The sequence below is a fragment of the Mangrovicella endophytica genome (genome assembly GCF_002893625.1).
Taxonomy (GTDB): Bacteria; Pseudomonadota; Alphaproteobacteria; order Rhizobiales; family Rhizobiaceae; genus Mangrovicella; species Mangrovicella endophytica.
This window is the reverse complement of sequence record NZ_PKMZ01000005.1, coordinates 216,134-228,277: the sequence shown is the minus strand read 5'-3', so window position 1 is coordinate 228,277 and position 12,144 is coordinate 216,134. Positions and strand designations below refer to the sequence as shown.

The following is a 12,144-nucleotide window of genomic DNA, read 5'->3' as shown; positions in this document are numbered from 1 at the left end:
TGCTGAATTCGACCGCATGGCCGTTGTCGATCCGAAAAATCCGGCGCGGATCATCTGGACGCTGCCGGCAATCGCCCGCCGGATCGGCGTCGGCGCCGATTTCGTTCGCGACACCGTGGCGACTGCGGAGGGAACCCCGATCCGCGAGCTGGGCGGCCGGTTCTACTGCTTCGAGGACGATCTGATGAGCTTCATGCGTAGCAACCGCCTGAAACCTTCTCAAACCGCCTGATCCCCTCTCAAACCGATAGCGGCGCAAGGGCTGCTTCCGGCATAAAATCGGAATGCGCCTATGGCCCTTCACCCGCTCCGAACCGATTGAGACGAAGCACACCGCGTCGGGCACTGCGGTGCCGGCGGACTGGATGTTTGAGTTGTTCGGCGGCGGCGCTGTCGCCGACTACGCCGTCACCGGACGGCAGGCCCTTGAGGTCCCGGCGGTTTCCTCCGCCATCTCGCTGATCTCCGGCTCGATCGCCTCGCTCGGCATCCTCGTCGAGAAGCGCGACGGCACCACTTGGACGGCCGCCCCGGAGCATCCCGTCGCCCGCCTCCTTGAAGATGCGCCGAACGACTGGAGCGACACCTACACGCTAATCCGCGACCTCGTCGTGGCCGCGCTCACCTGCAACGAGGGCGGGCTCGCCTGGGTGAACCGCCGCGACGGCGAGCCGGTCGAGATCGTCCACTACGCGCAAGGGTCGTTCACCGCCGACTACTCCTCGGACGGGCGCCGCGAACCCTCCTACCGCATCGGCAATCGCCCCGTCGGCAACGGCGACGTCATCCACTTGCGCGGCCCCTTTGACCGCTGCCCGCTGTCGCTCGCCTCCGGCGCGATCGGCGTGGTGCACAAGCTGGAGCGACACGTCGGCAGCTTCTTCAGCCAAGCGGCGCGTCCCGGCGGTGTCATCACCAGCCCCAAGCAGCTCGGCGACGAGGGCGTCAAGCGCATGCTGAAGGGCTGGAAGGCCGCGCACGAAGGCGCTGGCAAGGCAGGGCGGACCGCGATCCTGTGGGACGGCGCGACCTGGGCGCAGATGACCATGACGGCCGTCGACGCGCAGCTGCTCGAAACGTGGCAGCACGCCATTCTCGAAATCGGCCGCCACTTCCGCGTGCCGCCCGGCGCCCTCTACGACTTCTCGCGTCAGACCTGGTCGAACATGGAGTCGGCGCAAAAGGAATGGCTTGCCGGTCTGGAGTTCTGGCTTCGCCCGCTGGAGGGCGCCATGCGCCGGGCGCTCTTCACCGCCGAGGAGGGCGCTGACTACCGCATCCGCTTCGACCGCGACGACTTCACCGCCGTCGATCTCACGGCGCGCGCCACCGCGATCTCATCGCTGATCTCGTCTCGCGTCCTGAACCCCAATGAGGGCCGAGACTGGCTTGGCATGGGGCCGCGCGAAGGCGGCGCCGAGTTCGCCAACCCTCACACCGGCGCGAGCCAGGCGGGCGCCGCCGCGCCGCAGAACCCGCCGCAGGAGCCGAGCAATGACGCTTGATGAGGTGCTGGCGAACATCGCCGATCAGGATCGCGGCCGTGAGTTCGAGCTGGTCGACCCCGTGACGGGGCAGCCGACCGGCATCAAGCTCTGGATCGTCGGCCCCGACAGCGACACCGCCACGCGGTCGCGCATCGCCCTCTATGATGAACTTGCCGAGGTTGCTGACGCAGACGGCCGCGTCGGTGCCGAGAACCGCGAGAAGGCGAACCTCAACTCCCTCGCTCGGCACGTCCTGCGCTGGGAAATCAGCGAGGCCGGCGAGCCGGTGCCGTTCACGACGCAGAACCTCCTCCGGCTCCTCCGTGTGAATTGGGTACGGCAACAGGTCGACGGCTTCGCCAGTGATCGTGCCGCGCATCGAGGGCGCGCCTGATGGATCGCCTCGATGTTCAAACCAAGCAGCTCGCCGTCGATGAGGATGGCACGGTTGAGGGCATCGCCTGGCCGTATGCCACGCCCGACCGTGCAGGCGACATCATCAAGAAAGGCGCGCTGCGTCTGCCGGTGACGGAGCTTCCCATGCTCCGTAACCACGACACGGACGCGCTGATCGGCCTCTGGACGTCGATCGAGGAGCGCGATGACGGGCTCCACGTCAAAGGCCGGCTCGACCTGAAGTCGATGCAGGCGCGGGGCGTGCGCTCACAGATCCTCACAGGGCGGCTCAACGGCCTCTCCATCGGTTTCCGCGACCGCGGCAGCAAGCGCCATGGGCGCAACCGCATCCTCTCCGCGATCGAGCTTGTCGAGGTCTCGATCGTCCGCGAGCCCTCGCATCCCGACGCGAGGATCACCCACTCGAAATCCTTCGACGCGGCCCGGAGCATCGCCGAGGCCATCAACCGCGCCGCCACGGCGATGAAAGGAAACCGCTGATGACCCGCCACATGCCCCCGGTCGAGTTCAAGGGCGACGACGGCGACGATGCCGTCGAGGTTGTGACCAAGAGCCTCGAAACGCTTCAGACCTCGATCGATGATCGCTTCAAGGCAATGGAGACGAAGGCCGACACGTCGAAGCTCGACGAGCGGCTGAAGAAGCTGGAGACGAAGGCCAACCGCCCCGCCGGTGACGGCAAGGAGGAGAAGCCGGAGGACATCGAGAAGAAGGCCTTCAACGGCTACGTCCGCAACGGCCTCCAGAGCCTCGACGACGTCGAGAAGAAGACGCTTGTGGAAGGCACCGCCTCCGCAGGCGGCTATGTGGTCGCGCCGGAGTTCTCGACCCGCGTGCTGCAGGGCATTTCCGAGCAGTCGCCCATGCGCACGATCGCCAACGTCATGTCGATTGGCACGAACGAGATCCTGCTGCCGAAGCTAGTCGGCAACGTCCAACCCGGCTGGGTGACGGAGATTGGCCCGCGCCCTGTGTCCGAACCTTCCTTCGATCAGCAGTCGATCAAGGTCCACGAACAGGCCGTCATCGTGCCGATCTCGCAGCAGCTGCTGGAGGACGCGCTAATCGACCTGGAGGCGTTCGTCCGCAACCACGTCGCTCGCGAAATGGCCAAGCAAGAGGCGGCGGCCTTCGTCAACGGCGACGGCAACGGCAAGCCGAAAGGCTTCCTTGCCGATGCGGCCGATTACCTGAAGATCGATACGAAGGCGGACGGCTCCAAGCTCGTCGACGGCTTGATGGCGCTCTACTACAGCCTGCCGACCGAGTATGCGCGTCGCGCCGTCTGGACGATGAACCGCAAAACGCTGGCGACCATCCGCCTTCTGAAGGATGGCAACGGCGCTTTCATCTGGCAGCCTGGCCTTACCGAAGGTGCGCCCGCTTCGCTCCTCGGCCGACCGATCTACGAGATGGTCGACATGCCGGACCTTGCCGCAGGTGCCTATCCGGTGGCCTTCGGCGACTTCGACACCGGCTATCAGATCGTCGACCGCATCGGCATCCAGACCATGCGAGACGACTACACCGGCGCCGACAACGGCATCGTGAAGATCCGCGCTCGTCGCCGTGTCGGCGGCGCCACCGTCATGCCGGAAGCCATTGCCGTCCTGAAGGGGATCGCGTGATGGCCGGGAAGAGCCAGGCTAAGACGGTCGAAGCCTTCGTCGAGGAGCTTCGCAAGACCAAGGGTGGCGTCACCGTCACCGAGGAGGATGGCGAAACCGTCGTGCGCACCCGCGACGGCGACGTCCACCGCTTCAACGAGACGTGGAAGCCGCACGAAGGCGAGGCGGACTGATGCCGTCTCGCGCTCCTCGTGCCTGCGGTCTCTGCGGTGGCACCCATGCCTATGGGAGCCGGTGCCCGAAGGCCGAGGAGCGCCACAACGAGCGAAAGGCCGTCTCTGACAAGAAGCGGCCGAGCGCCCGTTCCCGCGGCTACACGCCCGAATGGGAGCGCGAGAGGGCGGCTTACCTCGCCGTCTATTCCTCCTGCCGCCGCTGCGGCCAGCCGGCCACCACGGTCGACCACATCACCCCGCACAAGGGCGACAAAGCCCTCTTCTGGGACCGCCGCAACTGGCAGCCCCTCTGCACCTCCTGTCACTCCGGCGCCAAGCAGAGCGAAGAGCGCCGCATCGGAAAGGATTGACCCATGCCGTTCTTCGCAACCGCGGGCTCCAAGGTCTTCATCGGCGGTGCGCTCGACGATAAGAGCGCGGACTATGTCGCGGCCGACTTCACGTCGCAGGCGTGGGTTGAGATCAAGGGCCTGACGCAGATCGGCACCTTCGGCGACACGTCGAACGCCATCACGTCCGACCAGATCGGCGAGAACCGCACGAAGACGATCAAGGGCACCCGCAACGCCGGCACGATCGAGCTGGTGGCGGACATCAACTATGCGGACGCCGGGCAGCTTGCTGCCATCGCGGCCGAGAAGAGCCCGGCTGACTTTGCCATCAAGATCCAGTTCAACGATGCGCCTGCGACTGGCTCCTCGCCGAAGCCTTCGACGCGCATGATGATCGGCAAGGTCATGTCGGCGGCCGAAGCGCTCGACCAGGCCAACAACGCGATGAAGCTCAACATCTCCATCGCGATCAACAGCAACATCGTCCGCACCGTCGCGAGCGCGAGCTGACAACGGCCATGGCGCTCGCCCTCGACGATGTGAAGCTGCATTGCAACGTCATCGGCACGGATGACGACGCAGTGCTGGCGCGCTGCCTGCTCGCCGCCGGCAAGCACGTCGAGGCACAGCTCGGCTTTGCCCTCGACGATGCAGCCGAGTTCCCGACAGGCACGCCAGCGGACGTTGAGCAGGCGGTGCTGATGGTGGCAGCGCACTATTACGAGAACCGCGAGGCGACGCTTGTCGGCGTCGTGGCGCAGGAGCTGCCGCTCGGCGCGCTCGCCATTCTCGCGAACCATCGGCGCTACACCTATGGATGACGGCGGCCTGTCCAAGCTCCAGCGCCGTCTTGCCGCGATACCGCGCGACGTCACGGCCGCCGTGCAGCCCGCCGTCGTCAGGCAGGCTGAGGCCATGGCCGCGACCATGCGGCGCCTGGCGCCGGAGGACACCGGCGACCTGAAGCGTAGCATCGAGGTCACCGCCGGCGGCCACACGACGCCCGCCTATTCGCAGCCGGGCGGATCGATGGCCGTACCGTCGAACGCTGCGGCCGTGACAGTCGGCAATTCCGATGTCCGCTATCCTCACCTCGTCGAGTACGGGACGGCGGAAGCAAACGCACAGCCGTTCTTCTGGCCTTCCGTGCGCCTCCACAACAAGAAGGCGAAGACCGCGATCAAGGGCGCGATCCGCCGCGCCATCAGGAAGCGGGGCGCGTCATGAGCGCCGCCTATGCCGTGCAGAAGGCGATCCGTGGCCGCCTGATCGACACAGCCGCCGTGCTGGCGCTCGTCCCGGCCGACAGCATCCTCGACCGCAACAGCCGACCGGCGCCCGATCCCTCCATCATCCTTGGCGAGGACCAGGAGATCGACGAGGGCGACATCGCACGTCGGACCATCCGCGTCGTCTCCACTCTCCATGTGTGGAAGCGCGAGACCGGCCTTGCTGGCGTGAAGGCGATCAGCGGTGCGATCCGCACCGCCATGCGTGCGGCGCTCCCGCCGATGGATGGCTGGCACTTCGCGGACTGCCGCGTCTCCTCAATCCGGTTCCTCCGCGATCCCGATGGCGAAACGGCGCATGCCGTCGTGACGATCGAGACGCTTGCCGGCGAGGTCGACTGATGCGCGCCGGCAAGCTCGACCGTCTCATCACCATCGACGCCTATGGTCCGGGCGTGCCGGATGGCGGCGGCGGCAGCATCCCGAGCTGGACGCCGATCGCGACCTTGCGGGCGCAGATCATCACGCTTTCGACGGAGGAATTCCTGCGCTCCTATGGCGAGAGCAGCGAGACCGCGATCGTGTTCCGCACCCGCTTCGTCGAAGGCATCCAGACGTCGAGCCGCGTCACCTATGACGGCCGCCGCTTCAACATCAAAGAGGTGAAGGAACTCGGTCGCCGTCAGGGCTTGGAGCTGCGCTGCGAGGAGACCGGCAAATGAGGGGCACGAAGCCGCACCTCGTCCTCATCAACGGCACTGCCGGCGCGTTCCCGCCGCCGCCGGAGTGGCTGTCGGAAGCCGCTAAGCGCGAGTGGAGACGGATGCAGCCCTACCTCGAGGAGCGGAAGATCCTCACCGATATCGATCTCTCCAACCTCGAAAACTACTGCGTAGCGCAGGGCCGTATCCGCGAGTGTGAGGCGGAAATGTCCGGCCTCACCGACCTGAACGTCAAAGCCAAGCTCTGGCGCATGCAAAACCAGGCAATGGCGACGGCGCGGCAGCTCGCAGCCGAACTCGGACTGACGCCGATGGCGCGCTCGCGCCCGATGCAACGCAGCCTCTTTGACGACGGTGAAGATGACCCGCTCGACATATCCTGACTGGATCTATGACGGCTCGCCGATCCCCGACCCACTCGGTTGCGGCGAGCGTGCCGTACGGTTCCTGCGATCGCTGAAGCACCCGAAGAGCGGCAAGGCGTTCCAGCTCGATCCGTGGCAGGAGCGCACCGTTCGCCGGATCTACGGGCCGCGAAAGGAGGATGGCAGCCGCATTGTGCGAACCGTCGTGCTGCTGCTGCCGCGTGGCAACCGCAAGACCAGCCTCGCGGCGGCGCTGGGTCTGCTGCACATGATCGGGCCGGAGCGCGTGCCGGGCGGCGAGGTCATCATGGCCGCGTCGGATCGCAAGCAGGCGAGCATCGGCTACAATGAGGCCAAGGCCCTCTGCCTCGCGCATCCGAAGATCGCCGCGAACATCCGCACCCTCGACTACCGCAATAAGCTGGTTTTCCCGAAGGTCGGCAGCTTCATGGAGGCGATCAGCGCCGACGCCGGCACGCAGCACGGCCGCACGCCCGTCTTCGTGCTCGCCGACGAGCTGCACGCGCATAAGAAGCGCGACCTGTGGGATGTGCTCCGCTCTGGTCTCGTCAAGACGCCCGGCAGCCTCCTCGTCGTCGCCACCACCGCCGGACGCGGCCAGGAGAACATTGCCTGGGACATCGTCAACGATGCCCGCAAGATCGCGCGGGGCGAGGTCGATGATCCGTCCATCCTGCCGGTGCTGTTCGAAGCCACCAAGGATGACGATTGGACGGATGAAGAAGTATGGCGCCGGGTGAACCCCGGCCTCGCGCATGGCTATCCCGACATCGAGGGCCTGCGGCAGATGGCGCTTGAGGGCACCCGGCGCGTCGGCGATCGAGAGGCCTTCCGGCAGCTCAACCTCAATATCTGGCTCGACCACGCCACCGACCCCTTCGTCGAGATGTCGGTCTATGACGAAGGCGGAGGCGAGGTCGATCTCGACGACCTGGAGACATCGCAGGAACCGTGCTGGCTCGGCGTCGACTTGTCGAGCAATTCCGACCTGACTTGCGTCGTCGCAGCCTGGCGCGACGGCGACGGCTACCAGGTGTGGCCGTGGTTCTTCTGTCCGGAGGATCGGCTGCGCGAGCGCGGCGAGCGGGACCAGGTGCCTTATCCCGCCTGGGCGGATGACGGGATGATCATTCCGACGCCCGGCAACGTCGTCGACTTCCGCAAGGTCGAGGATCACATCCGCGAACTCTGCGCCCGTTTCTACGTGCAGGAAGTCGCCTTCGATCCGCATCTCGGCCGCGTGATGATGGCGAACCTCACGGAAGACGGCTTGCCCGTCGTCGAGATGAGGCAGGGCTGGGTCACCATGGCGCCGGCGGTGAAGGAGCTGGAGCGCGCCATCATCGGGCGCCGCTTCCGCCATGGCGGGCACCCCGTGCTGCGCTGGAACGTCGAGAACATCGAGATCCAGACCGACAGCGCCGGCAACCGCATGTTCCACAAGGGAAAGAGCCGCGACCGCATCGACGGCGCCGTTGCTGCGGCCATGGCCGTGGCGCGTGCTGCCGCCGGCGACAGCAACCGTTCAAGCTATGACGGCGACATCGGTCCCGTCGAAGAGTGGGGTTATGCGTGATGTCGAACGTGACTGGTGACGAACGGCTGATCGTGCTCGTCGAGGCTCGCATCCGCGATCTCGAACGCAACATGGCGAAGGCGAGCGCGACCGCCGGGCGCGAGTTCGGGAGCATGCGGCGCAGCAGCAAGAGCGCGACGGCCGCGATGGAACGCGACATGATCCGCTCAACGAGCCGGATCAACCAGGCGCTCGCGGCCAGCTCTACGCGGATCGGCGCCTATGGTCAGAGCATGGTTGCCGTTGGCCGCACGCTCGGCAGCGTCTTCGCCGGCGCGCTCGTCCTGAAGGGCGCGCAGGGCTTCATCGACAGCTCCATCCGCATCACCAATGCTCTGAAGGCAACCGGCCTGGAGGGGAAGGCGCTGTCGGAGGTCTATGAAGGCCTCTACGCCTCGGCGCAGCGCAACTCGACCCCGATCGAGAGCCTGGCGCAGCTCTATAGCCGCGTCGCCCTCAACATGAATGAACTCAACACCAACTCTGGCGAGCTGGTGACCTTCTCCGATACCGTGGCGATGGCGCTTCGCGCCGGCGGCACGTCGGCGCAGGAAGCATCCGGCGCGCTGATGCAGCTCAGCCAGGCGCTCGGCGGCGGCGTCGTTCGTGCCGAGGAGTTCAACTCGATCCTGGAAGGCGCACCCGTCATCGCGCAGGCAGCGGCGACCGGCATCAAGCAGGCGGGCGGATCAGTCGCCGAGCTACGCAAGCTGATGCTGGACGGCAAGATCTCCTCGGAAGCCTTCTTCCGCGGCATCCAGGCCGGTGCACCGATGATTGCCGAGCGGCTGGAGGGATCGCAGCGGACGATCTCCGACAGCTTCACGACCCTGTTCAACTCGCTGAAGGATGCCGCCGGGGAGTTCAACAGCTCGACCAAGGCGGCGAATACCTTCGGCGCGGCGATCGACAACCTCGCCAGGTTCATCGAGCATGTCAGCTTCGACAGCCTCATCACCGAGGTGCAGGGCTACATCGACATCATCAACCGCGCCCTGAACGCCACAGACGACTTCGCCCTGAACCTCAGCCGGATGACCGGCTTGAACAAGATCGGGGAGTACATCGCGAGCACTCAGCTCGGCCAAGCGCTCGACATAAAGAACCCGGTGACCATTCAGGATCGGCTTCGGGCAGACAGCTACGGCAGTGATCCGGCACTCGATGCCCTCATCAAGAAGCGCTACCCGAATGCCGGTAAGTCGGGGCGGCTCAAGCCTCCGGCGGCTGCCCCGTTCAAGCCCATTTCCCTCGACGATTATGCGCCGCCAGCTGACACCGGCGGATCGGGCGGGCGCGGCGACCTTAGTGGCGGTGCCAGTCGGGACCGCGCGGCAGCTCAGGCCGAACGCGAGGCCGAGTCAGTCCGCGACCTCATTGCAGAGCTGGAGCGCGAAAAGGGGCTGATCGGCGCCAGCGATGTCGAGCGCGAGATCAGCAATGCGCTTCGCCAGGCGGGAGCCTCGGCCACCGACGAGCAGAAGGAGAAGATCCGCCAGCTCGTGACCGCCATCGACGAGCAGACGCAGGCACAAGAGCGGCTGAAGGATGCGCAGGAGGCGATGAAGAACGTCGCCTCGGACGCGCTCCACACGATCGCCGACGGCATTCGTGACGGCGCCAGCGCCGGCGAAATCCTCGGCAATGTCCTCGACGATCTCGCATCCAAGCTGATCGACATGGCAATCAACAATCTCGTCGAGAACGCCTTCGGCGGCATGGGTGGCGGCGGTGGAGCTGGCGGCGGCGGATGGCTCGACGCGGCCTTCAAGGCGCTGGGCAGCCTGTTCGGCGGCGGCCGTGCGACCGGCGGCGATGTCGATCCCAGCAAGTTCTACCTGGTCGGCGAGAAGGGGCCGGAGCTGTTTGCGCCCGGCCGCTCCGGCACGGTGCTTCCGAACCATGCGCTGCCGACCAGGCAGGAGCCGATCGGCATGCCGCCAGCCGCACCGGCGGCCGCTCCGCAACAGCAGAACGTCCATGTGTCTGTCGGCGTCGGGATCGACGGTGAAGGCAACTTGCAGGCGTTCGTCCAGGACGTTGCCGGTAACGTCATGCAGTCCGGGCTGACGGCCTACGACAAGGGGTCCTATGGCCGCTTCCGCAAGAACCTCCACGAAACGCAACGTCGCACGGGAATGGCACGATGAGTGACCTTGCACCGCTGGTGCTTCCCGCCGTCGGCTTCGATGCGCAGAGCACGCTCGAGCTATCTCTCAGCGTGTCGCAGTCGCGCTCGGGTGGTCGGCTGACGAACGTCATTGAGTTTGCCGACCCCGTGTGGATCGCAACCATGAAGACGCTGCCGCTCTACAACGCCGATTACAGGCGCGTGCAGACCTGGTTCAACTCGATGCGTGGCGGCATCCGGCCGGTCATCTTCCGCTTGCCGCGCTATGTGCCGGCGGCCCATGCCGGCAACCTGGAGCCGGCGAAACAGGCTGGCACTGTCTCGGCCGTCACCTCTGCAAACGTCGTCTCCGTCATTGGCGTGCATGCCGCACTAATCCTGACGCAGGGCGATTTCGTTTCGTTCCTGACGCCGGCGGGGCGACGCTACCTCGTCCAGGTCGACAAGGTGAACGGCTCCGGCACTTCGCGGACGATCACCTTCGAACCGCCGCTCTCGATCGGCGCTAATATCGACGCTGCAACCGTCTACTTCGATCGAGCGGAGATCCTGATGCGGCCTATCTGGAACTCCTTCAAGCCGGAAACTCCCGGCTATGTCTGCCCGGCTTCGTTCCAGCTCGTGGAAAGTCGCCTGTGATGACGCGAGCAACGGACCGCCTTGAGCGGCAGCTCGTCGCGGCCGTCGTCAGTGATCGGCCGCAGGTGCCGGAGGCTGGACGTCTCGTCTGGCAGTGGTTCGGCGCGCTGCACCGGCGCCGTAGCTTTGGCATGACCGGGCCGCAGCCGATCTCCCATGCCGAGATGGAGGCCTTCGCTCGCGTCGAGAGGCTGCCGCTTCAGCCTCACCATGCGCAGCTGCTCCGCGCCATGGATGATGCCTGGCTTGATCATGCCCGCGACAGCCTCGCGAACCGCTCGGCCGAGGACGGCGTGAAGACGCTGCCGCCGGCGTCGACGCACGCCATCAGCGCCGACCTCTTCGACGCGGTGTTCTGATGGCGAAGAAGGGAAAGAGCGCGCGGCGCAAGCATGGCGGCTTCGCATTCACCGAGTACCGATATGGAACCGCCAAGCCCGTCAGCCTGGCGGGATCAAAGCCGGCCCTCAATGCCGCCGAGCGAGATCGCGTCGTCCAGACTGCCGCCGATCTCCTCCGCGACTGGCGGGATAGCCGATGGGAAGGCGAGGCTTCCGTTCGTCATGGCCTCCGCGTCGGCCTGATCTATAGCGGGCACGGCTGGTATCGCGCGGACGATGCGGCGGCTGACGTGGTGCGCCGCGCCTTTATCCAGCTCGGCCGAGGAAGGGAAACGCGGCCGACGGAAGAGGAAGGCCAACGGTATTTCGTAGAGCCGCGGGAGAATTGCCGCTGGTGCTATGGGCCGATCGACGAAGACGATCTATCCGGCAGCCGCAACCGCCTGTTCTGCTGCGATGAGCATGCCCGGCTGGCTTACATCGAGTGGGATTTCCGGAACGCACTCGCTGGCGACGCCATGCAGCGAGAGGCGTACAGGGCGGTCTATCGGCATCGGCATGTGTCGCGCAGCTGCGAAAACTGCAAAAAGAGCTTCAAGCCGTCGCACGAGAAATCAGAGGCACGGTTCTGCTCGATGCGCTGTTCGGCCGCCAGCCAGCGCGTGGAGATCCCGGAACGGGCTTGCGAGCAGTGCTCGACGATGTTTCGGCCTTCGCTCGGTCGATCCGACGCACGGTTCTGTAGCAAGCAGTGCCAGGGCGCGGCAGCTCGCATCCACCAGCCGAGGCCGTGCCAGTGTTGCGGAACGACCTTTACGCCGAGACAGGCGAGCAACTTCTTCTGCTCCAAGGTCTGCTCGAATTCGACGCGGGACGAGCGGCAGGCCGAATGCCGCTATTGCGGCAGCCTCTTCATGACTACGAGCGCACATGCTGAGTACTGCGACGCTGCGTGCTTCCGCTCGGCCTACCGGGTGCAGACAGGGCGCCTCAAGCGGATCGCGGCGCCGGCGTTCGATTACCTAATGCGGTGCGAAGGCGCCCGAATCACGACGGAGTGGAGAGAGGCAGCTTAGCCGA

General features: G+C 66.0%; 18 protein-coding genes. All 18 read left to right on the top strand.

Going from position 1 to position 12,144, the window contains the following annotated elements:
• The first annotated feature begins 16 nt into the window (after positions 1-16).
• Positions 17-232, top strand: coding sequence for a hypothetical protein (locus C0R46_RS13855; RefSeq protein ID WP_102960225.1), 216 nt, complete (start codon positions 17-19; stop codon positions 230-232).
• 133 nt (positions 233-365) lie between these two features.
• Positions 366-1,505 carry a phage portal protein gene (locus tag C0R46_RS13850; RefSeq protein ID WP_157944648.1) on the top strand — a complete coding sequence of 380 codons (1,140 nt, stop codon included), beginning with the start codon at positions 366-368 and terminating at the stop codon, positions 1,503-1,505.
• Positions 1,495-1,881: a hypothetical protein gene (locus C0R46_RS13845; protein WP_102960223.1), complete on the top strand. Its 387-nt coding sequence runs from the start codon at positions 1,495-1,497 to the stop codon at positions 1,879-1,881. The genes C0R46_RS13850 and C0R46_RS13845 overlap by 11 nt, the downstream gene beginning before the upstream one ends.
• Positions 1,881-2,384: an HK97 family phage prohead protease gene (locus C0R46_RS13840; RefSeq protein ID WP_102960222.1), complete on the top strand. Its 504-nt coding sequence runs from the start codon at positions 1,881-1,883 to the stop codon at positions 2,382-2,384. Before C0R46_RS13845 ends, C0R46_RS13840 begins: the two co-directional genes overlap by 1 nt.
• Positions 2,384-3,532, top strand: coding sequence for a phage major capsid protein (locus C0R46_RS13835; protein ID WP_102960221.1), 1,149 nt, complete (start codon positions 2,384-2,386; stop codon positions 3,530-3,532). Before C0R46_RS13840 ends, C0R46_RS13835 begins: the two co-directional genes overlap by 1 nt.
• Positions 3,532-3,705, top strand: coding sequence for a hypothetical protein (locus C0R46_RS20805; RefSeq protein ID WP_157944647.1), 174 nt, complete (start codon positions 3,532-3,534; stop codon positions 3,703-3,705). Before C0R46_RS13835 ends, C0R46_RS20805 begins: the two co-directional genes overlap by 1 nt.
• The gene (locus tag C0R46_RS13830; RefSeq protein WP_102960220.1) at positions 3,705-4,058 is read left to right on the top strand and encodes an HNH endonuclease signature motif containing protein; all 354 of its coding nucleotides are present in this window, start codon (positions 3,705-3,707) and stop codon (positions 4,056-4,058) included. Before C0R46_RS20805 ends, C0R46_RS13830 begins: the two co-directional genes overlap by 1 nt.
• Positions 4,059-4,061: 3 nt before the next feature.
• Complete coding sequence (locus C0R46_RS13825) at positions 4,062-4,550, top strand: hypothetical protein (RefSeq protein WP_102960219.1); 489 nt, start codon at positions 4,062-4,064, stop codon at positions 4,548-4,550.
• A gap of 8 nt (positions 4,551-4,558) precedes the next feature.
• Positions 4,559-4,861 (top strand): head-tail connector protein, encoded by a 303-nt coding sequence (locus C0R46_RS13820; protein ID WP_102960218.1) that lies wholly within the window; start codon positions 4,559-4,561, stop codon positions 4,859-4,861.
• A complete protein-coding gene (locus tag C0R46_RS13815; protein WP_102960217.1) occupies positions 4,854-5,267 on the top strand; it encodes an HK97-gp10 family putative phage morphogenesis protein in 414 nt (137 codons plus the stop codon). Before C0R46_RS13820 ends, C0R46_RS13815 begins: the two co-directional genes overlap by 8 nt.
• The gene (locus tag C0R46_RS13810) at positions 5,264-5,671 is read left to right on the top strand and encodes a DUF3168 domain-containing protein (protein WP_102960216.1); all 408 of its coding nucleotides are present in this window, start codon (positions 5,264-5,266) and stop codon (positions 5,669-5,671) included. Before C0R46_RS13815 ends, C0R46_RS13810 begins: the two co-directional genes overlap by 4 nt.
• On the top strand, positions 5,671-5,991 hold the full coding sequence (locus C0R46_RS13805; protein ID WP_102960215.1) for a phage head closure protein: 321 nt from the start codon (positions 5,671-5,673) through the stop codon (positions 5,989-5,991). Before C0R46_RS13810 ends, C0R46_RS13805 begins: the two co-directional genes overlap by 1 nt.
• Positions 5,988-6,374 carry a phage terminase small subunit P27 family gene (locus C0R46_RS13800; protein ID WP_102960214.1) on the top strand — a complete coding sequence of 129 codons (387 nt, stop codon included), beginning with the start codon at positions 5,988-5,990 and terminating at the stop codon, positions 6,372-6,374. Before C0R46_RS13805 ends, C0R46_RS13800 begins: the two co-directional genes overlap by 4 nt.
• Positions 6,352-7,953, top strand: a complete 1,602-nt coding sequence (locus tag C0R46_RS13795; RefSeq protein WP_102960213.1) for a terminase large subunit — start codon at positions 6,352-6,354, stop codon at positions 7,951-7,953. Before C0R46_RS13800 ends, C0R46_RS13795 begins: the two co-directional genes overlap by 23 nt.
• Positions 7,953-10,103, top strand: coding sequence for a tape measure protein (locus tag C0R46_RS13790; RefSeq protein WP_102960212.1), 2,151 nt, complete (start codon positions 7,953-7,955; stop codon positions 10,101-10,103). Before C0R46_RS13795 ends, C0R46_RS13790 begins: the two co-directional genes overlap by 1 nt.
• The gene (locus C0R46_RS13785) at positions 10,100-10,723 is read left to right on the top strand and encodes a hypothetical protein (protein WP_102960211.1); all 624 of its coding nucleotides are present in this window, start codon (positions 10,100-10,102) and stop codon (positions 10,721-10,723) included. Before C0R46_RS13790 ends, C0R46_RS13785 begins: the two co-directional genes overlap by 4 nt.
• Entirely contained in the window at positions 10,723-11,082 is a 360-nt protein-coding gene (locus C0R46_RS13780) for a phage tail assembly chaperone (protein WP_102960210.1), read from the top strand. Before C0R46_RS13785 ends, C0R46_RS13780 begins: the two co-directional genes overlap by 1 nt.
• On the top strand, positions 11,082-12,140 hold the full coding sequence (locus C0R46_RS13775) for a hypothetical protein (RefSeq protein ID WP_102960209.1): 1,059 nt from the start codon (positions 11,082-11,084) through the stop codon (positions 12,138-12,140). The genes C0R46_RS13780 and C0R46_RS13775 overlap by 1 nt, the downstream gene beginning before the upstream one ends.
• Positions 12,141-12,144: the final 4 nt, after the last annotated feature.

Bases quoted from the DNA above. Each gene is read 5' to 3' on its own strand.
- C0R46_RS13855 (WP_102960225.1), top strand. From the start codon at position 17: ATGGCCGTTGTCGATCCGAAAAATCCGGCGCGGATCATCTGGACGCTG.
- C0R46_RS13810 (WP_102960216.1), top strand. From the start codon at position 5,264: ATGAGCGCCGCCTATGCCGTGCAGAAGGCGATCCGTGGCCGCCTGATC.
- C0R46_RS13820 (WP_102960218.1), top strand. From the start codon at position 4,559: ATGGCGCTCGCCCTCGACGATGTGAAGCTGCATTGCAACGTCATCGGC.
- C0R46_RS13840 (WP_102960222.1), top strand. From the start codon at position 1,881: ATGGATCGCCTCGATGTTCAAACCAAGCAGCTCGCCGTCGATGAGGAT.
- C0R46_RS13790 (WP_102960212.1), top strand. From the start codon at position 7,953: ATGTCGAACGTGACTGGTGACGAACGGCTGATCGTGCTCGTCGAGGCT.
- C0R46_RS13850 (WP_157944648.1), top strand. From the start codon at position 366: ATGTTTGAGTTGTTCGGCGGCGGCGCTGTCGCCGACTACGCCGTCACC.
- C0R46_RS13795 (WP_102960213.1), top strand. From the start codon at position 6,352: ATGACCCGCTCGACATATCCTGACTGGATCTATGACGGCTCGCCGATC.
- C0R46_RS13775 (WP_102960209.1), top strand. From the start codon at position 11,082: ATGGCGAAGAAGGGAAAGAGCGCGCGGCGCAAGCATGGCGGCTTCGCA.
- C0R46_RS13800 (WP_102960214.1), top strand. From the start codon at position 5,988: ATGAGGGGCACGAAGCCGCACCTCGTCCTCATCAACGGCACTGCCGGC.
- C0R46_RS13805 (WP_102960215.1), top strand. From the start codon at position 5,671: ATGCGCGCCGGCAAGCTCGACCGTCTCATCACCATCGACGCCTATGGT.
- C0R46_RS13785 (WP_102960211.1), top strand. From the start codon at position 10,100: ATGAGTGACCTTGCACCGCTGGTGCTTCCCGCCGTCGGCTTCGATGCG.
- C0R46_RS13825 (WP_102960219.1), top strand. From the start codon at position 4,062: ATGCCGTTCTTCGCAACCGCGGGCTCCAAGGTCTTCATCGGCGGTGCG.
- C0R46_RS13835 (WP_102960221.1), top strand. From the start codon at position 2,384: ATGACCCGCCACATGCCCCCGGTCGAGTTCAAGGGCGACGACGGCGAC.
- C0R46_RS13780 (WP_102960210.1), top strand. From the start codon at position 10,723: ATGACGCGAGCAACGGACCGCCTTGAGCGGCAGCTCGTCGCGGCCGTC.
- C0R46_RS20805 (WP_157944647.1), top strand. From the start codon at position 3,532: ATGGCCGGGAAGAGCCAGGCTAAGACGGTCGAAGCCTTCGTCGAGGAG.
- C0R46_RS13815 (WP_102960217.1), top strand. From the start codon at position 4,854: ATGGATGACGGCGGCCTGTCCAAGCTCCAGCGCCGTCTTGCCGCGATA.
- C0R46_RS13845 (WP_102960223.1), top strand. From the start codon at position 1,495: ATGACGCTTGATGAGGTGCTGGCGAACATCGCCGATCAGGATCGCGGC.
- C0R46_RS13830 (WP_102960220.1), top strand. From the start codon at position 3,705: ATGCCGTCTCGCGCTCCTCGTGCCTGCGGTCTCTGCGGTGGCACCCAT.